Origin of the sequence: Psychrosphaera haliotis, from assembly GCF_009728465.1 — a bacterium.
In the GTDB taxonomy this organism is placed as follows: domain Bacteria; phylum Pseudomonadota; class Gammaproteobacteria; order Enterobacterales; family Alteromonadaceae; genus Psychrosphaera; species Psychrosphaera haliotis.
In genome coordinates this window covers 99,864-123,292 of record NZ_WOCD01000003.1, presented here as the reverse complement: position 1 = coordinate 123,292, position 23,429 = coordinate 99,864, and the positions used below count along the sequence as shown (strand labels likewise).

The window sequence follows — 23,429 nt, the reverse complement described above, 5'->3', positions numbered from 1 at the left end:
GGGGTAAAAATTAACATTCAATAATATTTACTGCTAAACCACCACGAGCTGTTTCTTTGTATTTAGACTTCATGTCGTTACCAGTATCCCACATGGTTTTTATAACCTTGTCTAACGATACTTTTTGTCCGCCACTACCGCGAAGTGCGAGTCTAGCAGCGTTAATTGCTTTTATTGAGCCCATTGCATTTCGTTCAATACAAGGAACTTGAACCAAACCACCAACAGGATCGCAGGTCAAACCTAGGTTGTGCTCCATGCCTATTTCTGCTGCGTTTTCTACTTGCTCAACGCTAGCACCTTGAATTTCTGCTAGTGCGCCAGCAGCCATTGAGCAAGCTACACCAACTTCACCTTGGCAACCAACTTCAGCACCTGAAATAGACGCGTTCTTTTTGTATAAGATACCAATGGCACCTGCTGTTAACAGGTAACGAACGATAAGGTCGTCATTTAGTGGTTTTACAAATTTATGGTAGTACATCAATACTGCAGGGATAATACCGGCCGCACCATTGGTAGGTGCTGTAACAACACGACCACCATCGGCATTCTCTTCATTTACAGATAAGGCGAATAGGTTAACCCAATCCATAACCGTTAACGGGTCGCTAGATTGCTCACTGGACAGTTTGCGATGCAACGCAGGTGCACGACGTTTAACTTTCAGGCCACCAGGTAAAATACCTTCCGTTCTAATTCCACGGTCGATGCAGGCTTCCATCACATGCCAAAGCTCTACGAGTTGTTTCCTCACTACTTTTTCATCTAGCCAAACTTTCTCATTTGCCATCATCAGGCCAGGAATGCTCAGACCGTCTTGTTGGCACATAGCTAACAAATCTGCGCCTGTTGAGAATGGATATGGAACAGGCGTTTCTTCAACTTGCTGAACCGCCGTTTCTTTTTGAATTTCAAAATCTTCATGCTTAACAATAAAACCGCCACCGATTGAGTAATAGGTTTGGCTTAAAAGTATTTCGTCACCCGATTTAGCGGTTAGTGTCATACCATTTGAATGTAATGGCAGCGTTTTACGGCGATGAAAAACAATGGCGTTTTTACTTGGGAAGTCTATTAGCTGAAGACCTAACAAATTTAGCTTTTCTGTAGAGTCAATATCAGCAAGTTTTTTTGCAACGGAGTCAGGGTCTATTGTTTCTGGCTCATCACCTAATAAACCTAAAATGACGGCTTTGCCTGAGCCATGACCAATACCTGTTTGCCCTAATGAGCCAAACAGTTCCGTCTGTACAGACGTTACTTGAGACAACAATCCTTTAGACTCTAACAAGTCACCAAACTGTTTTGCTGCGCGCATTGGCCCAACAGTATGAGAACTACTCGGCCCAATGCCGATACTGAACATATCAAAAACACTTAACATTTAATTTTTCTATCTTTAGAAAACGATAGATAGATTGTAACGTAGTTTGTAAATATTCACATCATACTACGCATGAGAAAATCTTATTCGATATGTCGGATGAGCTTTTGTAAGATAGCCGCTGTAGCACCCCAGATGAGTTTGTTTTCAAAGCGGATGAAGTGGATTTTAGAAGGTTTACCTTGCCATTCAGGGGTTAAATAAAATTGATGCTTTCTAGCCATTAAATAAGCTAATGGTACTTCAAAGATATCGCTAACTTCATCTTCATTAGCAACAAAGGTTTGGTTGCCATCTACAAGTGCAACAAGTGGTGACATGGTAAAATGACTGACAGTATGCAGTTCAGGTAACCAACCAAGTGGCTGTATTTTTCTTGTATTTAGGCCTATTTCTTCTTCACTTTCTCTTATTGCCGTATCAGTGAGTGTATCGTCAACCTCGTCATGTTTGCCGCCTGGAAAGCTAATTTGACCTGGGTGATTTCTTAAATGATTGGCCCGTTGAGTTAACAATATGTGTAGACCACTCTCCCTATTGATAACAGGGATCAACACTGCAGCTCTTTTTAACGGTGTCGCTGGACCGAATCGACCATAGTCAGATTCATTTTCATCAGAAAATGGCCGTAAACACAGTCTTGAGGCAAATTCAGTAGGCGTCATTATAAATCTACTATCCAGTCATTTCAGTTAAAGTAGGTAAAATTTTGTTCACCTTGTCTAAGGTTTCTTGATATTCGTCTTCACATTTTGAGTCGGCCACTAATCCGCCGCCAGCCCAACAGTAAATTCTATTATTACTACATACTAACGTTCTAATTGTGATGTTTGTATCCATGTCGCCATTGGGTTTTATATAACCTATTGAACCGCAATATGCACTTCTCGGGTGTGGCTCCAATTCATGAATGACTTCCATAGCCCTAATTTTTGGCGCGCCTGTAATAGAACCGCCAGGAAACGCGCCACGAAGTAAGTCAATAGAACTGGCATTATGCTTAAGCTCCGAAGTAACCGTACTTACTAAGTGATGAACGGCTGGATAACTCTCTATATCAAATAACTTAGGCACTTTTACAGAGCCAGCTTTAGACACTTTAGCAATATCGTTTCTCAAAAGATCGACAATCATTAAATTTTCAGCACGATCTTTTGTCGCATTAAATAACTCATTGGCGAGTGACTTATCTTCACTGATAGATTTGCCACGAGGCCGCGTACCTTTAATTGGCTTTGTTTCAACAAGCTTGTTCGTTACTTGTAAAAAGCGCTCTGGCGATACACTTAAAATAGCGCCTTCTTCCAATCGCATAAAGCTAGAGAAGGGGGCTTTATTCTGCTCTCTTAGCTTCAAATAAGCCTGCCACTCTGAACCAGTATAATCAGCACAAAAGCGTTGTGCTAAGTTTACTTGATAACAATCGCCAGACTGCAAATAAGCTTGAATCGCATTAAATTTGGTTTGGTAATCTAAAAACGTCATGTTTGATTGCCATGCATTGGTAAGCGCAAAAACTTTATTTGGTGACTGCGAAGGTATTTGTTCGAACTGTCTGTTGTCTATAATCGTTAGCAGCGTTTGATAATCATCTTCTGGTTGTAGGGACTGACTAAAGTAGTTAATTTTTCCGTTTTCGTGATTAATTACTAGGCCTGAAAGGTAAATGCCAACGGCCATGTCTGGGATAGTAATGTCATGAGGTTTTGGTTTTGGCAATGGCTCAAAATGACCACCTAATTCATAACCCCAAAAGCCTACCGCACCACCACTAAAGGGCAAACTACTATCAAATTTTAAATTATGGGCTTGTAACGATTGCTCAATAAGAGTCAGTGGATCTTCATTAGATGTTGTTACATTGCCGTCAGGTTTGGTTATTTGAGTAACATCACCAAAGGTTTTAAGTAATACAGCAGGACTCCAAACACACAGTGAAAACCCTTTGTTCTCTGAAGAACTATTTGCACTGTCTAGGAAAACAAAAGAAGGATTTTCTTGCAAACACATTAAAACGCGCTGAAATTCAGCGTTTGATAAAGATAAGGCTTTACGAAATACAGATTGGGACATTTTGATTGATTAACTTGTTTAACAATTCAACAAAATTATAAGGTTAACTTAAATTTTGCAGGTTTATATGTTGGTTTCAATTGAGCAGAAGAGTATCATTATCAATATTAATTTTCAGTAATCATGATCATTTATTGAAACTTTACAAAACTCGACGACAATAAACATACGTTTTGTTTTCAAAATAATATCAAAAATACAGAGGTCGCTATGACGGTTATTCGCCAACAAGACTTAATTGAAAGTATTGCAGACTCGCTACAATACATGTCTTACTACCACCCATTAGATTATGTTCAAGCTGTTGAAAAGGCTTACCATAAAGAGCAAAACCCAGCGGCTAAAGACGCTATGGCACAAATTCTTATTAACTCTAGAATGTCTGCTGAGGGGCGTCGTCCAATTTGCCAAGATACTGGAATTGTGACCTGTTTTGTGAAAATAGGCATGGGTGTTCAGTGGGACAAAACGGACATGACAGTTCAACAAATGGTGGATGAAGGTACGCGCAGAGCCTACTTAAACCCAGACAACCCATTAAGAGCTTCAATTGTTGCAGATCCAAACGGTGCGAGAAAAAACACCAAAGACAATACACCGTCGGTTGTTCATGTTGAAATGGTGCCTGGAACAGGCATCGAAGTCATGATTGCTGCTAAAGGCGGTGGTTCTGAGAATAAATCTAAAATGGCGATGTTAAACCCGTCAGACGACATTGTTGAATGGGTAACAAAAACATTACCGACAATGGGCGCGGGTTGGTGTCCACCAGGCATGCTAGGCATAGGTATTGGCGGTACGGCAGAAAAAGCAGCGGTTATGGCAAAAGAGTCATTGATGGATCCCGTTGATATTCAAGATCTTATGGATAAAGGTGCAGAAACGTCGGATGAACAACTACGTTTAGACTTACTTAAAGCAGTGAATGACTTAGGTATTGGTGCACAAGGCCTTGGTGGTTTAACAACAGTTGTTGATATTAAAGTTAAGTCTTGTCCAACACACGCAGCGTCAAAACCTGTAGTGATGATCCCAAATTGTGCAGCAACTCGTCATGTTCACTTTCATTTAGACGGGTCAGGTCCGGCGCAATTAACGCCACCTAAATTAGAAGATTGGCCAGAAGTGACGTGGGAAATGGGTGACAATGTTCGTCGAGTTAACATTGATACTATCACCAAAGAAGAAGTAGCGACTTGGAAAGCCGGTGATACAGTATTACTAAGCGGTAAAATTCTAACAGGTCGTGATGCTGCTCATAAACGCATTAAAGACATGTTAGATAAAGGTGAAGGTCTTCCTGAAGGCGTAGACTTTAACGGACGCTTTATTTATTACGTTGGTCCAGTAGACGCTGTTGGTGATGAAGTCGTTGGCCCTGCAGGACCAACAACGGCAACTCGTATGGATAAGTTTACTGACTTGATGTTAGGTGAAACTGGCCTTATGGGTATGATTGGTAAGGCAGAACGTGGACCAGCAACGGTAGAATCAATTGCTAAATATGGCTCAGTTTATCTAATGGCTGTAGGCGGCGCTGCATACTTAGTATCTAAAGCGATTAAGAAATCTAGAGTTGTCGCTTTTGAAGATTTAGGTATGGAAGCTATCTATGAGTTTGAAGTTGAAGACATGCCGGTATCTGTTGCAGTAGACAGCACGGGTAATAATGTACATGAAACTGGCCCTGCGATGTGGAAAGGCAAAATAGCTGAAATGAATAAAAGCTAATAGTCGCATCACCGTTAAATAGCTTGTTTAAATTGAAGATAAACGTGAAGGTTAAGTAGACGTTCATCTTCAATTATCAGCTTGGTTATTTATGTTAAGTCAAAGTCAAAAGCCAGTTTACCTAACGTGACTGGCTTTTTAGTATCTAATTACGACAAAGGGCGGTTTAGCAATGAGCACTAAAACTGTTTTAACGAAAGCACTCTTAACCAAGACACTCTTAACCAAGAAAAGAATAACCAAAGCGCTATTAACAAAGTTCATAATGGCACTGGTAAGCTTCAGCTGTGTTATTGATGCAAATGCTGCAACAGATAAGCAAAGTGATTGGACGCTAGAATACAAAAATCCTCAAACGGTTATTTATACTAGGCCATATATTGTTGACAGGGCGCAGTTAACAATCAGCGCAATAGATAATACCACGTCTAATAAAATACCAAAAACTTCAGGTTTTTTAGAAGTAAAATCAGAGGTTAAGATAAATGCACCACTAAATTCTGTTTTGCCTTATTTTCATGGTGAGAATGGGTGTTGGCAGTGGCAGTTGAAATGTAAGTCGTCGGTGATCCTAAAAAAGATAAATGAGCATCATCAAGTGGTTTATACCGTTGTTAATATGCCGTGGCCTATTACTGATAGAGACTTTGTTTTTGAGGCTAAAGTTTCCGAACATAGTACGGCTTCTGCTCAAGGTCTAACTAAAAAGGTTGTTATTAGTTTAGCGCCGCATCCGAACCCAGAGCAATATAACAAAGAAAAATCAAAGCTCGTTAGAGCAACCTCAAATATTGTTTATGAACTCACTGCAAGTTCGGACAATAAAACGCAGTTGAATATTTATATGCACACAGACTTCTCAGGTTCTATATCACCTAAATTAATAAACAGTCGCTTAGCAGACTCACTCCGTGATGATATTGACGCACTGTTACAATTAATCGACGGAAATGCAGGACCATCAGCATAGACTTTACCAGGTGATAATATTAAGGTACGTGGTTAAATAGTAGAGCTTATTTGACAGCGGGAAGTCATGCTTAAAATAAAAGAAATAGAAAAGTCATTCAGAAATGGGGATGAAGTTGTAAAGGCATTAAATGGTGTGTCTTTAGAAATATCAGAAAACGAGTTTGTTGCCTTTATGGGTAGCTCAGGTTCAGGTAAATCAACGTTAATGAATATTTTAGGTTGTTTAGATACACCTACACATGGAGAGTATTTTTTAAACGGTGCAAATGTTGCGTCAATGTCAGACGAAGCTTTGTCCAAAGTAAGAAATGAACATATTGGTTTCATTTTCCAAACCTTCCACTTACTGCCTAAATTAGACGCCATCGGTAATGTAAAATTACCGCTTAGGTATTCCAACATATCAGATGAAGAAGCAACAGAGCGAGCGGTTCACCTTTTAAAAAAAGTAGGCCTTGAACACCGTATGCATCATAAACCTTTTGAAATGTCAGGCGGACAACGTCAACGTGTCGCTATTGCACGAGCGTTAATTAATAACCCGGCTGTTGTACTAGCAGATGAGCCAACCGGTAACCTCGACAGTAGAACGTCAGAAGAAATCATGGCGTTATTAACGGACTTGCACAAACAAGGGCAAACCATAGTTATGGTTACTCACGAAGATGACATTGCTGAATTTGCAGAACGAGTTGTGAGAATGAAAGATGGTCAAGTTATTAGCATGGAGAGTAATAATGTTTAATAAACGAAAAGTTACGCAACTTCATCAATCTGTTCGTATCACCTTAATATCTAGTGCCTTCTTATTTTTTCCATTTGCAAATGCAGAATCAGTATTGATTACTGGGGAAATAGCTTCGTTGGATAAACAAATCGTATCTGCGCCAAGAACTGACCGTTGGCAGGTACAAATTCAGTGGATGTTTGAAGAGGGCAAAATAGCGAATAAAGGTGACTTAATTGCCGTGTTTGATTCTGGTTCTTTAAAGTCTCAGATTAAACAAAGTGAAGAACAACTTTCATCAGAAAAACTCCTGTTAAAGAAGAAAAAGTTAGATTTAGAGCAAGCCGTCACAGATGCTCAAAGTGCATTAGTTGTTGCTGAGTTAGAGGTGGAAAAGGCAAGAATTGAAGCTGGCATAACGTCGACAGATGTAAGTAAGTATGACAAGGGCCGTTATCAAATAGCGCTTGAACGAGCTTTGTTAAATAAGATTAAAGCACAACAGTTACTGCTGGTAAGAAAAAAAGAGCAAGATGTTGAAATATCAAAACAGAATATTTCAATAACAAAAATAGAAGAGAGACTTGCGTATCAGTACCAGACGTTAGATAGAACGTCAGTAAAAGCTGAAATAACTGGTCAGGTTACGCATGCAATGCACCCTTGGCATGGTGAAAAAATTACTGCAGGAACCATGTTACAGCAATCAATGAAAGCCATGCTGGTTCAAGGTAAAGGTGGGTATCAAGTTCAGGCTTGGGTGCACGAAATTGATGTAAATAAGGTACAGGCGGGAAATGTTGCCTCGCTTCGTTTAGATGCCTATCCAAATCAAAAGCTCGAAGGGCAAGTTGTGTCTGTCGCTAGTCAGTCTGAAAAAAGAGAAAATTGGAGTAATAGTTCCTATCACCGTATGTATTTAGAATTTAAACAGCAACCCAGTGCTGAGTTATTGCCAGGCATGAGTGTGCAAGTTGTGGTGGAGGGAGATGTTGATGAATAAAACTAAAATCATATTAACTTCATTTTTATTGAGCCAAATCATTGGTTGTGGATCCGAAGTCACTGTAACTACTGAGGTTACGAAACCAGCAAGCCTGACAGCAACGGGTGTATTAGTTTCAAAAGAATCAGCAACAGTATCGCCACCGAGTGTTTCTAGTATGTGGCAATATAAGATTCAATACCTTGTTAAAGAAAATACACTGGTGAAAAAAGGCGACACTGTGGTTCGTTTTGACCCTATGCAATTGAGAAATGACTTAATGAGCAAACAAAGTCAACTTGATGCCGCCGTTAAACAAAAAGAACAAAGTGAGTTAAATCAGACCCAAATACTGCAAGACTTAAAGCTAGCGAGAGCAGAAGCTAAAATGAACAGAGACAAAGAAAAGCGCAAAGCTGAAATTGTTGATGCTTCTCGTTCTGGTATTGAAAAAGAAAAGCAGGCTAAACAATACGAAATAGCGCAAGCAATTTTTGCCCAAGCTGAGCAACGATTACAAAGTTACTATACAAGCACCTCTATAAATGAGGAAGTATCGGATGCAACAATCAACCGATTAACTATCGACGTGGATCGCATAAAGTCTGAAATCAGTTTACTTAACGTCAAAGCGAGTAAAGCAGGAATAGTCATGTATGTTACCGAGCAGGATGGGGAGAAACCAGCTATTGGTGAAAGCATCTGGCAAGGTAGACGTATTTTAACTATTCCGTCATTGGATAAAATTGCGGTGCAAGCTGAGTTTGATGAGCCTGATACAACAAAGGTGAACGTTGGCGACGACGTTAAAGTCACCCTTGATGCTTACCCTGAGATGCCTTTTGTAGGTAAAATTACTAGCCTTGGTCAATCCTATAAAACAAAATCTTATAGGAATCCTAAAGTGATTTTTGACGTTTTTATTGATATTGAAAATATTAATCCAGAAATAATGCGCCCAGGCATGAAAGTTAAAGTTGAAATGGCAGGAGGCCAATCGTGAATTGCTCAAAAATTAAATTACTGATACCAGGCTTGGTACTCCTGTTGTTGTCGGGCTGTTCAGAAGAGCAGGAAACGATACCGACTTATACCATTGAAGCTTCAACACTAAGCGTAAATGTACCTGGAGCTGGCCATTTAGAGGCTGCATCATCACAAGTTATTAACTCGCCTGGCCGTCAACCAATGACAATTGCGTGGTTAGCAGAGGAATACAAAGACGTTAAAAAGGGCGAGCTGATTGTAAAGTTTGATGGTGAAAAACTATCTATAGATTCACGTAATGAACAATTAGATATGATGCTGATCGAAAAGGATATTGGCAAAAAGGTCACTGAAAAAAATAAACTTGAAACTGAGGTTGATGCAGAAAAAGAGTTTGTTAGTGAAGAGTTTGAATTTGCGAAAAGTTATTCTGTTGATGACTTGCGAATCTACTCCCAGTTGGAAATTATCGAATCAATAGAAAATACTGAGTTTTTGAGCGCAAAAGATGAGTTCTTAGATTGGAAAAAGGGCAGCATCAGCGAACAAAGTCAAAGTGCCGTAGATGTTTTAGATATACAAAAAATGGCCATCAATCCAAACTAGAACAACACCAACAAGCTCTAGCTCATCTAGAAGTTAGGGCGCCTTTTGATGGTTGTTAGTCTACGAGAAAAACTGGCGCGGTGAATCTGCTTCTGTTGGGCAATCGGTATTTCCCGGTAGACCCGTGGCAAAGATACCTAACCTGTCTAAAATGCAGGCAAAACTTTTCGTTTTGGAAAAAGAAGCGATAGGCTTAGCTAAGGATCAGAAAGTCAGTTTAACGTTAGACGCCTATCCAGACAAAACTTTCAAAGGCACTGTGGTTGAGGTTGCTGGTTTTGCAAGAACGATTCAAAGAGGAAACCCTGTTAAATTTTTTGAGGTAACGGTGGGAATTGACCAGGCGGGAAATGATACTTTCAGACCAGGTCGCAAGTTGTCAGCCACCATTCATGTGGAAGAGTTTAGTCAAAAGCTACTTGCGCCAATCCAAGCTATTCATAACGAAGATGGTGGTAATTTTGTTTACCTGAAGCAGGGTGGCGAATTCAAAAGACAACCTATTTCAACGGGCGCAAAGAACCTGTTTTTAGTAGAAGTCATGTCGGGTCTAAAAGAAGGTGATCAGATTGCCTTAAGTACTCCAGGAGAAAATAAGCATGGATAAGTTAATGCCTTTAGTATTCGATGCGTGGAGTGAACTAGCGTCGCAAAAGTTAAGAACGTTATTAACTTTGTTAGGTATGATTTTGGAGTAGGTGCCGTTATTGCTATGTTAAACATTGGCGAAGGTGCGGAAAAAGAAGCTCTAAAGTTGATTGATTCAATGGGGGTCAATAATTTAATTATTGAGGGTAAGCAATATAATAAAGAAGAGCTTAAAGAGTTACGTGAAGAATCACTCGGCTTGTCTATGTCAGATGTTGATGCCATGTTATCTACTTTGCCCTTTATAACGGGTTATAGTGCTGAAAAGTCTATAAAGACCCATGCCTTGTATAGCGAATATGGGAAAGCTGAATCAGAGACAGTAGGAGTGAATGAGCGATATTTTGAACTTGCTAATCTGTCGGTACAAAGTGGGCGATTAATCTCAAAAGAGGACAATACTAAGGTTAGCCAAGTTGCGGTTTTAGGCGCTGATGCGGCGTTGTCTTTGTTCCCTAACGCAGATGCAATAGGAAAATTGATTAAGGTTAATCATGTTTGGTTGCAGGTCGTTGGTGTACTAACAACACCGGCACTAAATAAAGATGAATTCCAAGGCGTTAAACTGGGTGGCGACCGAAACAGAATTTTCGTTCCGCTATCTACATCACTAAAAAGTTTTCGTCAGACAGATTAGCCAGTGAACTTGATGTTGTTAAAGTGTCTATTCAAAGTGGTTATAGCCCAATATTAGCTTCTAAGGCTATTTCCCAGTTGCTTTCAGTTCGCCATAGTGACATCGAGGATTACACCTTGGTGATCCCATCAGAATTACTTGCACAGCAAGAGCAAACGCAACAAATCTTTAATATTGTTATGGCCTGTGTTGCTGGTATTTCTTTATTAGTAGGTGGCATTGGAATCATGAATATTATGTTGGCCAATGTATTAGAGCGTACCAAAGAAATAGGCTTATTAAGAGCGGTTGGAGCAACAAAGCAGGATATTAAGCTACAGTTTATTACAGAAAGCTTTGTTATTTCATTTTTAGGCGGTGTATTGGGCGTTATATTTGGCCTACTACTTTCTGAAGTGATTGGCTTTTATTCTGAGTGGGCAGTGACTTGGTCAATGTGGGCAATCTTCTTGTCGCTAGCGATATGTATGATTGTTGGTGTTTCTTTTGGAGCTTATCCAGCGATAAAAGCATCAAGACTAAACCCTATAGAGGCATTACATTCCGACTAGGCTTAAACAACGTTTGTTGAGTTTTATGTCTAATGAGCATAGTAATTTAATCTACATCCGTTACTATGCGCTCTTCATTTTTTGTTAGGGGTAATGATGGCAACGTTTTTAGGCTTTTTGCTATTTTTATGTGGGGTATGTTGGCGGCACTAAGTGTGTTTACAAACCGTATCCCACCGTTTCAACTTCTTTTTATCTGCTTCACTATCGCCAGCTCGTTAGTTTATGTAAAACGAGCAATTAAGCGTGAGCCTTTAATAAAAAAGCCTGCAATGGACCGAACTCAATGGCTGGTGGGCGTAACTGGACTGTTTGGCTTTCATATTTTCTACTTTTTAGCACTTCGCTTTGCGCCACCTATTGAAGCAACCTTAATTATCTACCTTTGGCCTTTGTTATTAGGTGTACTATTGGCAACTAAGGGCAATAAACGTTTTGCTGTGTTAGGCGGGATTATCGGCTTTTGTGGCACGGTAGTAATGATTGCAGATGGTTTAGACACAAACCAAGGTGAAAGTGCTTTAGCGGTTGTCGGCTATCTTTGTGCGTTAGGTTGTGCACTTATATGGACCAATTACTCTTGGTTTTTATCAAAAACAAAAAGTGACGTAGAAGACATATCTTGGGTCGCACTTGCAGTTGCCTTCATCGCGCTAGTGTGTCATTTGCTCTTTGAAAATGGCGTGTGGGATTTAACAAATACGGAAGTGGCGATGCTAATACTTATTGGTATAGGGCCTACAGGCGGTGCTTTCTATTTATGGGATATTGGCATGAAACAGGGCAATCAATCTTGGTTGGCATCAATTAGCTTTGGTACACCGGTAATTGCGTCGGTATCTTTGTATTTGTTTGGCTTTAGTGAGCTAACTATTTCAATAATTGTTGCGACATTATTAATTGTTGTAGGTGCAGTTGTTAGTAATGCACTTAGTAAAACCAGATAAGTAAATAAAAGCAGGTGAAAGCCTGCTTTTATAATTTAAGTAGAAGGGGCAAAGACTAGCCAGGAAACCCACTGTCTTCTAATAAGTCTTTTGATTCTGCTGCGGCTCTTGCTAAATCATCGACAATTTCATTTTCAGTATGACCACTATGACCTTTAACCCAGTGCCATTCAATTGTGTGTTTAGCAACCGCGATGTCTAATGCTTTCCACAAATCTACATTTTTTACAGGTTGTTTAGCTGCTGTCTTCCAGCCATTTTTCTTCCAGTTTTTAATCCACTTGGTAATACCGTCTTTGACGTAATTTGAGTCTGTGGTCACATCTATCTTGCAGGATTCGCTAATAGCTTCAAGACCTTTTATAACGGCTAGAAGCTCCATTCGATTATTGGTGGTTTTTTTATAACCTTGATGTAATTCTTTTTTATGGCCGTTATAAATAAGTAGTGCGCCATATCCGCCTGGTCCGGGATTTCCTAAACAGGAACCGTCTGTGAAAAGTTGTACGGATTTCATAAACTCATTGATCCTAATGGGTGATTTTATTTTCAATTACAGAGTATACTCTAACTATCAAAATCATTGAATACAGTAAATTATGGCCAAACGACAAATTATTTTAGATACAGAAACCACAGGTATTGACCCAAGAGCAGGGCACCGCATTATTGAAATTGGTTGTATCGAAATGGTAAACAGGCGTCTTACCGGTAATAACTTCCATGTTTATATTGACCCACAACGCATGATAGAAGATGAAGCTATTGGGGTTCACGGTATTACAAATGAATTCTTGCGCGGCAAGCCTTTATTTAGGGATATTGCCGATGAGTTTTTTGACTATATTAGAGGCGGTGAGCTTGTTATTCACAATGCACCGTTTGATATCGGTCACATGGATAATGAATTTGGCATTTTATGGCAGGATTGGACACAAACTGCAGAGTTTTGCGCAGTGGTCGATACATTAGTGATGGCAAGAGACAAACATCCCGGTCAAAAGAACAGTTTGGATGCGTTATGCCGACGTTACGAGATAGATAACTCTCACCGTATGCTGCATGGCGCGTTACTCGATTCAGAAATTTTGGCTGATGTTTACCTGCGAATGACAGGTGGTCAAGTTGATATGGATTTAGCGCATCAATTAAAGGCGCAACAGTTGAATCAAGACGGTTCAAATAAAACTCAAATGCGTCATTTGAAAATAGTTGCAGCGAGTAATAACGAGCTATCTGAGCATGAGGCTCGTTTAGACATAATAGAAAAAGAGGGTGGAGTACCACTGTGGCGAACATCTCAGCATTAAAAAAGAGAACTATTAATAAGGTAGATGCCTTAGGCTTAAAAAGAGTATTTGTTTTTTTAACATTGATGCTCATGTTATCGGTTGCTAATTCATTTGCCATGCCTGGCGCAGTATTACCTAAAGTCCTTGACCCAACAAAAGCACAAGCACAGCCAACGCTAGAAATGCTTAAGAACTTTAAGGGCACTAATCAAATCAAACTTCTTAATAATCGTTTTAGAATAGATTATGAAGTAGATGAGCTACTTCTCCTGTTGTTTAGAAAACGAGGTTCAACGCCCGTTGTACTGGTTAAGCCTGATGGTTCTAAAATTTATGTTACTGCTGCTGAGACAGGGGAAGTAGACTGGCATGCAGATGTTAGTTATGACCTAATTCGATTAAAAAAACCCATGCCTGGTCCTTGGCAAGCCTTAGGTCGTATCGAAGACTCCAGTAAAATATTGGTGCTGTCAGATGTTCAACTCGTTGTTGAGGCTTTACCTTCATCGGTTTTTCAGACAGAGCGAATAAAAGCAAAAGCAAAAGTTACTAATGCTCGGGAGCTTATTAGAGACCCAGCCATAAGAGACGTAGTAAGGTTGCGTGCTTATTTATACTCTACTAATGACGCTAAATTAGAAAACTTTGGAGCAGGTATCTACACACTTGGTGAGTTTTTGATGATGGCCGACTTTTGGATGAGCGGCCTCGAGACGGTGAATTTACCGTTCAGTTCGACTTTAATAGTGAAGTGGGTAAGTGGACACCTAAGTATAGAGTTCAGGCTGAGTTATTTACTAGAGAGGTGGTTCAAGCTGAAATTATGGTCCTGCCAGCACCAATTAGCTTTACGGTTAAAACTGCGGTTGGTGATGAAAAGTATCATTATGTAACGATTGAAGTTGACGATACGTATTTAGACAATGAGCAACTTGTTTTCCAAGGCGTCATTACATTTCCAAATGGAGACACTGAAACTTTTCATTTAAACAATGATCAAGACAGAAACGCTCAGTTTATTTCAGGCAGATTACGGGCAATTCCAAGTTGAAACCGAAGTGTTTGGTAAGGACAAGGAAGGAAGAGAGTTCGTACTTTCACCTCCTGCGTATATATTTACAACGGACATTCCAGACCCAGCTGCGACAATGACTGAAAATGAGAGTGGTAGTGAAGCCGCTACGGATACTTTGGACCAGGAATTAAGTGAAAATATAGAGGCATCCGCTGATAAAGTAGAAGAAGTAAAAGAAGAGCCTGTACCTGTAGGACTTATTATTACCTTGAATTTAGTGATTTTAACGGTGGGTTTTTTAGTTATTTGGTTATTTGTTCTAAAAAGAAGCATACCGAACCCACTTAAATTAATAAAATTCAAAAAGAAATCTAAATCAGACAAAAACACAGATCCTGAAAATAAAGAAAAGTCGGCTGAAAAAGCACCAAAACAAGAAGGTTCTGATGATATTTTAGACCTTTCTTTGCCAGATGATTAGAAACTAAGCAAACAAATCATTTATTTATAAAAAGGTGTTGACGGTTGCCCAATCAAACTTTAATATTCGCGCCGTTGTTTAGCAAAGCTGACAACAAGTGATAAGCAACGGAGCGGTAGTTCAGTTGGTTAGAATACCGGCCTGTCACGCCGGGGGTCGCGAGTTCGAGTCTCGTCCGTTCCGCCAACATCACTTGTGCAATGCTAAATATGTAAACTAAGCTGGAGCGGTAGTTCAGTTGGTTAGAATACCGGCCTGTCACGCCGGGGGTCGCGAGTTCGAGTCTCGTCCGTTCCGCCACTTAGTTTGCAGCATGTTATAGATTGGAGCGGTAGTTCAGTTGGTTAGAATACCGGCCTGTCACGCCGGGGGTCGCGAGTTCGAGTCTCGTCCGTTCCGCCATCTATAATGTCAAAAAAGGTTGGAGCGGTAGTTCAGTTGGTTAGAATACCGGCCTGTCACGCCGGGGGTCGCGAGTTCGAGTCTCGTCCGTTCCGCCACTTTTTTTGCTTTGAGATAAACCCCACTATCTAAAAACAGAGCAAAACGTTATTCCCCATAAAACATTCTCAATTTAAAATCGTTACCAATACCAATACCAATACCAATACCAATACCAATACCAATACCAATACTGTTTGTTCGCGGCTTTATTTTAAATATTGTTTAGCAATAGCTCTAAACAGATGGCTCACAAACACTTTGCTTCTTAATAAACCTTCGATCTATCGTATTTTTGTTGTTTCGTGTCATCAATCTGATAATTATGCTATATCTATGCAAATCATCAGACTTTTGAATAAAAACAATAAAAGGAACCTGCCATGCGTAAACTCGCATTTAGTACGACCTTGATTGCTTCTTCTATTATTGCCGGCTGTACAGGCATTGAAGCTCAAGATCCGAAAGTTGAAATAAATCCAAATCCATATCCAAGTACATACGAACCAATGACACAAATGACGACCTTAATAAAGGGTGCAACGGTGTTAACGGGCACAGGTGAACGACTTGATAATGCCGACGTCCTATTGGTGAATGGTAAGGTTTCTGCAGTTGGTGCAGATCTAGAGCACGGCAGTGCGACAGTAATTGACGGTAAAGGTAAATGGGTAACTCCAGGCATTATTGATGTACACTCGCATTTAGGCGTTTATCCGTCACCAAGCGTTGAGTCTCACAGCGATGGTAATGAAGCAACGGCTCCAGTTACGGCTGAAGTATGGTCAGAACACTCAGTTTGGCCTCAAGATCCTGGTTTTGAAGCAGCTCGTGCTGGTGGTATTACTACTTTGCAGTTATTGCCTGGTTCGGCCAACCTTATTGGTGGTAGAGGCGTTACACTTAAAAACGTGCCATCACATACTATGCAAGGTATGAAATTCCCTGATGCGCCATATGGTTTAAAAATGGCGTGTGGTGAAAACCCTAAGCGTGTTTATGGCAGTAAAAACATTTCGCCTTCAACCAGAATGGGTAACATGGCTGGTTACAGACAAGCTTGGGCTGATGCTGCTGAATATAAAAGAGCATGGGAAAAATACGACCGCGACTATGAAGCGGGTAAAAATCCTGAGGCGCCATCACGTAACCTAACGTTAGATACGCTTAAAGGCGTACTAGACGGTGATATTAGAATCCACAATCACTGCTATAAAGCTGAAGAAATGGCTATGATGATAGACCTTGGAAAAGAGTTTAATTATCACGCTGGTACGTTCCACCATGCAATTGAAGCCTATAAAATTGGTGATTTATTAGCTGAGAATGGTAACTGTGCTGCAATGTGGCCAGACTGGTGGGGTTTCAAAATGGAAGCCTATGACATGATTTTAGAGAACGTGGCAGTCGTTGACTCGTTTAAGAACTCATGTGCGGTTGTGCATTCAGATTCAGGCACAACAATTCAACGCTTAAACCAAGAAGCCGCGAAATCAATGTACAGAGCGAATGAAAACGGCTTTGAAATCACTGAGGCGGATGCTATCAAATGGATTACCTATAACGCCGCTAAGTCGCTAGGTATCGAGAATAAAACCGGTTCACTAGAAAAAGGTAAGGCTGGTGATGTTGTCATTTGGAACCAAAGTCCATTTAGTTCTTATGCAATCGCAGAACAGGTTTTTGTAGATGGTGCGAAAGTGTTTGATGCGAATGATGATACTTACAAAGCAAAAAGTGACTTTTTACTAGGTCAGCAATAAGGAGAAAAACATGAAAATTTTAAAACTCTCATTGGTTTTCGCTGCCCTAGCTACTAGCTTTGCTAGTTTGGCTGATACCGTAGCGATCACAAATACAACAGTTTATACCGGCACTGAACAGGGTGTTCTAACCGGCGCTAGCGTAGTTATAGAAGATGGAAAAATTGTTTCGATTAACCCTGCAGAATTAAACGTAGATTCTACTGTAGATGGCCAAGGTCGTATTTTAACGGCGGGCTTTATTTCATCTATGAACCAATTAGGCCTAGTTGAAGTAGATGCAGTATCTGCATCACGTGATATGGGCGCTAAAAAGGGTGGGATTACATTTGAACCTTCAATTGCCTTTAACCCAAACAGTGCCGTAATTCCTTTTACTCGTAAAGGCGGTATTACTCATAGCTTAGTTGCACCTCGTGGTAGCGAGGGCATTTGGGCAGGTCAAATATTTGTTGCTGATTTGTCTGGTGAATATGACAGTGTTGTTGCGTCAAATGTCGCTACATTGGCTTACTTTGGTTCAGAGCGTCGTGGTTCACGAGCATCTAGCTTAGTTAGCTTAGAAGAAGAGCTGCAAGCTCACTTAGACAAAGCTGAAAAAGCGAAAAAGTCAGACAAAAAAGAAGAGAGCGATAAAAAAGAGCCAAGTAAAGAAGAGAAAATATTGTCTTCTTTATTAGACGGGTCAAAGCCTCTTATTGCTGATGTTGAACGAGCAACTGACATTCTTCATTTGTTAAAACTCAAAGAGAAGTTTGGTTTAAACCTTGTTTTATCTGGAGCTAAAGACGCAGTGCGCGTTAAAGAGCAAATTGCAGAAGCGGGTGTTCCTGTGATCATGGAGAGCTTATCAAACCTACCTGGTAGCTTTGACTCTTTAAATGCATCACTAGAAAATGCGGCTATTTTAGAGCAAGCAGGTGTTAAGCTTATTCTTACTCAACCTGACACCCACATAAGTTATAACCTTAGAACGGATGCTGGTGTTGCAATAGCGAACGGCTTAAGTCGTGATGGCGCACTAAAAGCGGTAACTAAAAATGTAGCGGAAGTGTTCGGTATTCCTGGTGGCGTAGTGGCCGAAGGACAACCAGCAAACTTAGTACTTTGGAGTGGTGACCCGTTTGAAATCAGTTCAAGAGTTGAAAACATTTGGATTGACGGTGAACAAGTGACGACAGAGTCTCGCCAAGATAAGTTACGTGATCGTTATACTTCAAAAGAAAACAAACCTCGTGGTTATATAAAATAGACCATAGGTTAATTTGATAAACGCGAAGGGTCAGTATTTACTGGCCCTTTTTTTTATACCTAAAAGGAATATGCAAGTATCTGTTTGGTTATATTAATTCTAGTTAGGCTATTATGTATTAGAAATTACTAATATATAATGTCGGTATATATAGTTAATCAACTAAGAAGACTTACATGAATAGGCTAATAAATTCATCAATACAACTGAGCCTTGATCACGCTAAAAAGATATATGCGGTAATGATCATTATGGTAATAGTTGCCTTGGCTTTTATGCCATCAATTCAAATTGATACTGATCCAGAAAACATGTTACCGGCTGATAATGCCGCGCGCGTTTTTCATAACCAAACAAAATCCGACTTTTTAATGCACGACTCTATCGTTGTTGGTGCAGTTCAAACTGATCAATTTGGTGTGTTTACACCCACAGTACTAAAAGAAATAGAGCAGTTAACAAAACACATTTTAAGTATTGAGGGTGTTATTGAAAAAGACGTTATGTCGGTTTCTGTAGTGGATAATGTAACTCAGGAGCAAACGGAATTTGGTTCAAACGCAATTCGATTTGAATGGTTGATGAAGCAAGCGCCTGAGAACCAAAAGAATGCAAGTGCTGTTTTAGAAAAGATAAAGAAGTTACCACTATTAAACAATACCTTAGCCTCTGAAAATGGTAATGCAGTGGCGATATATGTCCCACTTGAAGATAAAAACAAAAGCTATTTAATCGCCCAAGAAATTCAAACGTCGATTGATTCATTTTCGTCATCAGCTGATTGGCATATAACCGGTTTACCCGTTGCAGAAGACCGCTTTGGTTATGAAATGTTTGTCCAAATGGGTATATCTGCACCGCTAGCTGGTTTAGCTATCTTTATCCTATTATTTATTCTGTTTAAAAATGTAAAATTTATTTCTGCAGCCATGATTGTGGCAATGACAACCGTAATCGTAACTATGGGTTTGTTGATTGGTTTAGGTTATACGGTTCATATCATGTCTTCTATGATTGCGATTTTTTTAATGCCGATAGCCGTGGTTGATTCGGTTCATATAATGTCGGAATTTGCAGACCGTTATAAAGAAGGGCAAGACAAAAAATCCGTTATTAAGACCGTGGTTGGTGAATTATTTACACCTATGTTATTTACTTCAGTGACATCTACGATTGGCTTTTTATCACTTATGCTAACACCAATCCCACCAGTGCAAATATTTGGTGCGTTTATCGGGTTTGGTATTATTTTAGCGTTTGTGACCACCATATTATTTGTACCAGCATACATTAGTCGTCTTAGCGATAAGTCGTTAAAACAGTTGCAAGACTCCCATCAACAAAGTTTAGAGCAAAAAAGTGGTCTAGCTGCGTTTGTTAATGTTATTGGAAAGATTGCGAAAAAACGCCAAGTCTTGTACATAGTCATTTTCGGTCTAATTTTTATTTGGTCTGCTATTGGTGTTACTAAAATTCAAATTAATGACAATCCTGTACGTTGGTTCAAAGAAGATCATCCAATTCGCGTTGCCGACAAAGAATTAAACCAACAGTTTGCAGGAACTTATGACGCTTACTTTGTATTGCAAGACGAGTCGGTGCTGCCTTCTGTTAAAACCTTGTTGGAAGGTAGTGAAATTCCTGCCAGTTTAATTGAGTGGCATGCGAGTCAACTGCAAGTCTCTTTATCAAACGATAAAACTGTAGCAAACCAATTAAATACACTGGTTTATGAAATTGAAGATGTGTTATTTGAAGTGTCTGATAAACCAGCCATTACTTGGTTGGAGTCTAAACTTAAATCAATTGAAATTGCCCAGCAAAAATCAAAGCGATTCACATCACCTGAAGTATTAACTTACATAGAGAATTTACAAAACTATTTGGCAACAACTGGTTTAGTGGGTAAGTCGAACTCATTGGCGGATATTGTAAAAGTAGTGAACCGAGAGTTACGAAGTGGTGAATTTGTCGATTACCAATTGCCAGACTCTGCAAATGGTGTTGCTCAAACCTTAATTCAGTACCAATCGTCACATCGACCGGGAGACTTATGGCACTTTGTAACACCAGACTATAGAAAAAGTTTGGTTTGGTTACAGTTAACCAGCGGCGACAACCAGCATATGTCCTCGGTTATAGAATCCGTTGAACAATATATTAAAAAAATCCATTACCAGAAAACATTTCTACAGGATGGGCCGGTAAAGCCTATTTGAATGTTGCTTGGCAGGAGCAAATGGTAACTGGCATGTTAGACAGTCTTATGAGTGCCTTTGTTATCGTATTTATTATGATGGTTCTGCTGTTTAGGTCTTTTGTTTATGGTTTGTTAGCCATGTTACCGCTGACAATCACGATTACCTTTATTTATGGTCTTATTGGTTGGATTGGTAAAGATTACGATATGCCCATTGCCGTGCTGTCTGCACTGACCCTAGGGTTATCTGTGGACTTTGCGATTCACTTTTTGGAACGCGCTAGAAGCGCACTAAAAGAAACGGGTTCAATTAAACAAACAATGAATATTATGTTTGGCGAGCCAGCTAATGCGATAACAAAAAATGCGTCTGTAGTAGCTCTTGGTTTTACGCCATTGTTATTTGCACCTTTAGTTCCTTACGTAACCGTTGGCGTGTTTTTAGCGAGTATTATGGCAATTTCAGCGTTAGTTACATTAATTTTATTACCGGCAGTACTGACTATTATAAAGCGAGGTAAACATGACTAATTTATTAAAAAGTATTACAACACCTGTTGCGCTAGTAGCAGCAATCTTAGCAAGCGGCTCAGTGCAATCGGCAACTGAAGTAACGGCTGAACAGATAATTTCTAAAGCAGAGTTAGCGGCATACTACGCTGGTAAAGATGGCAAAACACAAGCTCGAATGATGATCATTGATGAACAAGAGCGCAGACAAGTAAGACAGTTTACTATCTTACGCAAAGACGTTGAGGACGGTGGCGATCAGAAAATGCTAGTGTTTTTCTCTCGTCCGGCAGACGTTAGTGGCATGGTGTTTCGTGTTGAAAAACACAACGATGTATCAACAGATGATGACCGTTGGTTATATTTACCAGGCTTAGATTTGGTGAAAAGAATTTCAGCAGGCGATAAACGAACCTCATTTGTGGGCTCTCACTTTTTTTATGAAGATGTTTCAGGGCGTTCTACCAAAGTTGATAGTTTTGAGCTCTTGGAGCAAACCGAACAAAGATACATTTTAAAAGCAACGCCTAAAGTAGCAAACGACGTTGAGTTTTCGTATTACATAATACAAATTGATAAAAGCTCATATCTACCAATGGTGATCGAGTTTTATGATGCCTCTAATACTTTATACCGAAAGGTTGAAACCTTAGAAACTGAAAATATTTCGGGTTATGTCACTGTGACTAAATCAAAAATATCTGACTTGAAAACAGGTGGTTATACGTTAATGGAGTTTCGTAATATTAGTTACGACATTGGTTTGCCAGACAGCATATTTACTGAGCGTAGTTTAAGAACCCCGCCTATTGAATGGTTACGCAGATAGGGTTAGAAAAATCATATGAAAGTTAACAGCTTATTTTCTAACTTGTTATCTAAGAAAACTATTTTGGCTTTGCTTAAAAGTATAAGTTGCGTAGGTATTCTATTTACTGCCAGTGCCTTTGCTTCAACTAATACCGATTGGCCTGATAACAATTGGGGCGATGATAAAGCGAGCGATGATAGTTGGGGCGATGATCCATGGACAGAAAAAGCGAAAACCAGCTGGAGTAATTTAGCGACTTTTATTGAGGTTGCCTTAGGTAAAAGATTGAGTGACGATTCAGCTTTAAAGACGAGTACTACTTTAAATGATATTCGAATTCAGGCTCAGGGTGACTATAAACTTAATGCTTCAACCATTAAATTAAGAGGCCAAGTTTTTTACGATGGCGTTCAGTCAAAATGGCGTGGTCAAATTAGAGAATTAAATTGGCAGGGCAAAGTAAGTGATCATTGGGATATAAAAGCCGGTCAGCAAATTTTAACTTGGGGAAACAGGCGATTACTTGTTTCTCAATGATATGTTTGCAAAGGACTGGCAGAGTTTTTTTGCAGGTCGAGACGATGAGTACCTAAAGGCGCCGCAACTCGCAGTAAAAGCTTCAGGTTATTATAACTTTGCAAATGTAGACTTGGTAATCACGCCAAAATTTGTATCAGATCAATATATTAATGGAGATGTATTTTCGTTTTATAACCCAATAGCAGGGCAGCTAAATGGTGGAATGAATATAGCCCCTGGTTTTGATGTGAGCGATAAAAACACCCCAAATGGCGCAGAGTACGCTTTAAGGCTTAAAAAGCAATATGACGCTATAGAGTTCGCTTTATATGGTTATAAAGGCTTTGATAAGTCCCCAAATAGCTTAACCTCTGATTTTCAGCCTACTTTCACAAAGCTCAATGTCATTGGGGCCAGCATGATGACCCCAATGTTTTCGGGTTTGTTTAACCTTGAAGTTGCTCAACATAACTCTGCAGATAGCAAGGGTCGTAATCCTTTGATACCAAATCGTGAATCAAAGTTGTTAATTGGTTACCAGCAGGAATTAGTGGCTAATCTAACGGGTTCGATTCAATTTCAATTAGAGCGTCAAAATGAATTTGATCCTGCGTTATCTTATTCTTCCACAGATAAGCAAGCCAGAACGTTATGGACAGCCCAGCTTTATTATCGATTGATGCAAGATACATTGAGTTTGCAATGGTTTACCTTTTATTCACCTTCAGAGAGTGATGGTTACAGCAGAGTCAAAGTGTCTTATCAACCAATAGAGAATTGGCAACTGACTGGGGGAATAAATTACTTCTGGGGTAAACAGAAAACAACGTTTTTTGGTCAGTTTGAAGATGCATCAAACGCATATCTAACTATACGAAAATATTTTTAATTTAA

At 39.7% G+C, this 23,429-nt stretch carries 22 protein-coding genes, 4 tRNA genes and 1 pseudogene; 23 read left to right on the top strand and 4 right to left on the bottom strand.

The features are described 5' to 3' along the window. Positions 1 to 10 precede the first annotated feature (10 nt). The 3 genes from GNP35_RS05130 to pabB form a co-directional block, all read right to left on the bottom strand. Positions 11 to 1,387: an L-serine ammonia-lyase gene (locus GNP35_RS05130; protein ID WP_155695102.1), complete on the bottom strand. Its 1,377-nt coding sequence runs from the start codon at positions 1,385 to 1,387 to the stop codon at positions 11 to 13. An 83-nt stretch (positions 1,388 to 1,470) separates the two neighbouring features. Next, a complete protein-coding gene (locus GNP35_RS05125) occupies positions 1,471 to 2,052 on the bottom strand; it encodes a CoA pyrophosphatase (protein WP_155695100.1) in 582 nt (193 codons plus the stop codon). A 10-nt stretch (positions 2,053 to 2,062) separates the two neighbouring features. Further along, positions 2,063 to 3,460, bottom strand: coding sequence for an aminodeoxychorismate synthase component I (gene pabB, locus GNP35_RS05120; protein WP_155695098.1), 1,398 nt, complete (start codon positions 3,458 to 3,460; stop codon positions 2,063 to 2,065). A gap of 210 nt (positions 3,461 to 3,670) precedes the next feature. On the opposite strand from pabB, the gene GNP35_RS05115 reads away from it, so the two are divergent. The 9 genes and pseudogenes from GNP35_RS05115 to GNP35_RS05075 all read left to right on the top strand — a co-directional run bounded on the left by GNP35_RS05115 (position 3,671) and on the right by GNP35_RS05075 (position 12,251). Next, positions 3,671 to 5,191 carry a fumarate hydratase gene (locus tag GNP35_RS05115; protein ID WP_155695096.1) on the top strand — a complete coding sequence of 507 codons (1,521 nt, stop codon included), beginning with the start codon at positions 3,671 to 3,673 and terminating at the stop codon, positions 5,189 to 5,191. Positions 5,192 to 5,456: 265 nt separating this feature from the next. Beyond that, complete coding sequence (locus GNP35_RS05110) at positions 5,457 to 6,161, top strand: START domain-containing protein (protein ID WP_196492438.1); 705 nt, start codon at positions 5,457 to 5,459, stop codon at positions 6,159 to 6,161. 66 nt (positions 6,162 to 6,227) lie between these two features. Beyond that, positions 6,228 to 6,908, top strand: coding sequence for an ABC transporter ATP-binding protein (locus GNP35_RS05105; protein WP_155695092.1), 681 nt, complete (start codon positions 6,228 to 6,230; stop codon positions 6,906 to 6,908). Further along, on the top strand, positions 6,901 to 7,893 hold the full coding sequence (locus GNP35_RS05100; protein WP_196492437.1) for an HlyD family secretion protein: 993 nt from the start codon (positions 6,901 to 6,903) through the stop codon (positions 7,891 to 7,893). Before GNP35_RS05105 ends, GNP35_RS05100 begins: the two co-directional genes overlap by 8 nt. Beyond that, the gene (locus GNP35_RS05095; RefSeq protein ID WP_196492436.1) at positions 7,886 to 8,878 is read left to right on the top strand and encodes an HlyD family secretion protein; all 993 of its coding nucleotides are present in this window, start codon (positions 7,886 to 7,888) and stop codon (positions 8,876 to 8,878) included. Before GNP35_RS05100 ends, GNP35_RS05095 begins: the two co-directional genes overlap by 8 nt. Beyond that, entirely contained in the window at positions 8,875 to 9,468 is a 594-nt protein-coding gene (locus GNP35_RS05090) for a hypothetical protein (protein ID WP_155695086.1), read from the top strand. Before GNP35_RS05095 ends, GNP35_RS05090 begins: the two co-directional genes overlap by 4 nt. Positions 9,469 to 9,592: 124 nt before the next feature. Further along, positions 9,593 to 10,075, top strand: coding sequence for an efflux RND transporter periplasmic adaptor subunit (locus GNP35_RS05085; protein WP_196492435.1), 483 nt, complete (start codon positions 9,593 to 9,595; stop codon positions 10,073 to 10,075). Continuing rightward, positions 10,068 to 11,304 (top strand): annotated as a pseudogene (locus tag GNP35_RS05080) (ABC transporter permease). The gene GNP35_RS05085 and the pseudogene GNP35_RS05080 overlap by 8 nt, the downstream one beginning before the upstream one ends. A 65-nt stretch (positions 11,305 to 11,369) precedes the next feature. Continuing rightward, positions 11,370 to 12,251 (top strand): DMT family transporter, encoded by an 882-nt coding sequence (locus GNP35_RS05075; RefSeq protein ID WP_155695083.1) that lies wholly within the window; start codon positions 11,370 to 11,372, stop codon positions 12,249 to 12,251. Between the two features lie 55 nt (positions 12,252 to 12,306). Here GNP35_RS05075 and rnhA read toward each other — a convergent pair whose 3' ends face one another. Further along, on the bottom strand, positions 12,307 to 12,768 hold the full coding sequence (rnhA, locus tag GNP35_RS05070; RefSeq protein WP_155695081.1) for a ribonuclease HI: 462 nt from the start codon (positions 12,766 to 12,768) through the stop codon (positions 12,307 to 12,309). Between the two features lie 82 nt (positions 12,769 to 12,850). Between rnhA and dnaQ the strand changes: the two genes are divergently transcribed. The 14 genes from dnaQ to GNP35_RS05000 all read left to right on the top strand — a co-directional run bounded on the left by dnaQ (position 12,851) and on the right by GNP35_RS05000 (position 23,424). Continuing rightward, positions 12,851 to 13,561 carry a DNA polymerase III subunit epsilon gene (gene dnaQ, locus GNP35_RS05065; RefSeq protein ID WP_155695079.1) on the top strand — a complete coding sequence of 237 codons (711 nt, stop codon included), beginning with the start codon at positions 12,851 to 12,853 and terminating at the stop codon, positions 13,559 to 13,561. Beyond that, positions 13,540 to 14,436, top strand: coding sequence for a hypothetical protein (locus GNP35_RS05060; RefSeq protein ID WP_155695078.1), 897 nt, complete (start codon positions 13,540 to 13,542; stop codon positions 14,434 to 14,436). The genes dnaQ and GNP35_RS05060 overlap by 22 nt, the downstream gene beginning before the upstream one ends. Positions 14,437 to 14,535: 99 nt before the next feature. Further along, positions 14,536 to 15,039, top strand: a complete 504-nt coding sequence (locus tag GNP35_RS05050; protein WP_196492434.1) for a hypothetical protein — start codon at positions 14,536 to 14,538, stop codon at positions 15,037 to 15,039. Positions 15,040 to 15,148: 109 nt separating this feature from the next. Continuing rightward, positions 15,149 to 15,225 (top strand) — tRNA-Asp (locus GNP35_RS05045). A gap of 37 nt (positions 15,226 to 15,262) precedes the next feature. Next, a tRNA-Asp gene (locus GNP35_RS05040) sits at positions 15,263 to 15,339 on the top strand. Positions 15,340 to 15,364: 25 nt separating this feature from the next. Next, positions 15,365 to 15,441: transfer RNA gene (locus GNP35_RS05035), tRNA-Asp, on the top strand. A 21-nt stretch (positions 15,442 to 15,462) separates the two neighbouring features. Next, positions 15,463 to 15,539 (top strand) — tRNA-Asp (locus GNP35_RS05030). A gap of 324 nt (positions 15,540 to 15,863) precedes the next feature. Next, positions 15,864 to 17,243, top strand: coding sequence for an amidohydrolase (locus GNP35_RS05025; protein ID WP_155695073.1), 1,380 nt, complete (start codon positions 15,864 to 15,866; stop codon positions 17,241 to 17,243). 10 nt (positions 17,244 to 17,253) lie between these two features. Beyond that, the gene (locus GNP35_RS05020; protein WP_155695071.1) at positions 17,254 to 18,495 is read left to right on the top strand and encodes an amidohydrolase family protein; all 1,242 of its coding nucleotides are present in this window, start codon (positions 17,254 to 17,256) and stop codon (positions 18,493 to 18,495) included. Positions 18,496 to 18,671: 176 nt separating this feature from the next. Then, on the top strand, positions 18,672 to 20,714 hold the full coding sequence (locus tag GNP35_RS05015) for an efflux RND transporter permease subunit (RefSeq protein WP_230961312.1): 2,043 nt from the start codon (positions 18,672 to 18,674) through the stop codon (positions 20,712 to 20,714). Between the two features lie 20 nt (positions 20,715 to 20,734). Further along, the gene (locus GNP35_RS15540) at positions 20,735 to 21,226 is read left to right on the top strand and encodes an MMPL family transporter (RefSeq protein ID WP_330997720.1); all 492 of its coding nucleotides are present in this window, start codon (positions 20,735 to 20,737) and stop codon (positions 21,224 to 21,226) included. After that, positions 21,219 to 22,034, top strand: coding sequence for an outer membrane lipoprotein-sorting protein (locus tag GNP35_RS05010; protein ID WP_155695069.1), 816 nt, complete (start codon positions 21,219 to 21,221; stop codon positions 22,032 to 22,034). The genes GNP35_RS15540 and GNP35_RS05010 overlap by 8 nt, the downstream gene beginning before the upstream one ends. A gap of 15 nt (positions 22,035 to 22,049) precedes the next feature. Continuing rightward, on the top strand, positions 22,050 to 22,553 hold the full coding sequence (locus GNP35_RS05005; protein ID WP_155695067.1) for a hypothetical protein: 504 nt from the start codon (positions 22,050 to 22,052) through the stop codon (positions 22,551 to 22,553). Further along, on the top strand, positions 22,540 to 23,424 hold the full coding sequence (locus GNP35_RS05000) for a hypothetical protein (protein WP_155695065.1): 885 nt from the start codon (positions 22,540 to 22,542) through the stop codon (positions 23,422 to 23,424). Before GNP35_RS05005 ends, GNP35_RS05000 begins: the two co-directional genes overlap by 14 nt. The last annotated feature ends 5 nt before the right edge of the window (positions 23,425 to 23,429 follow it).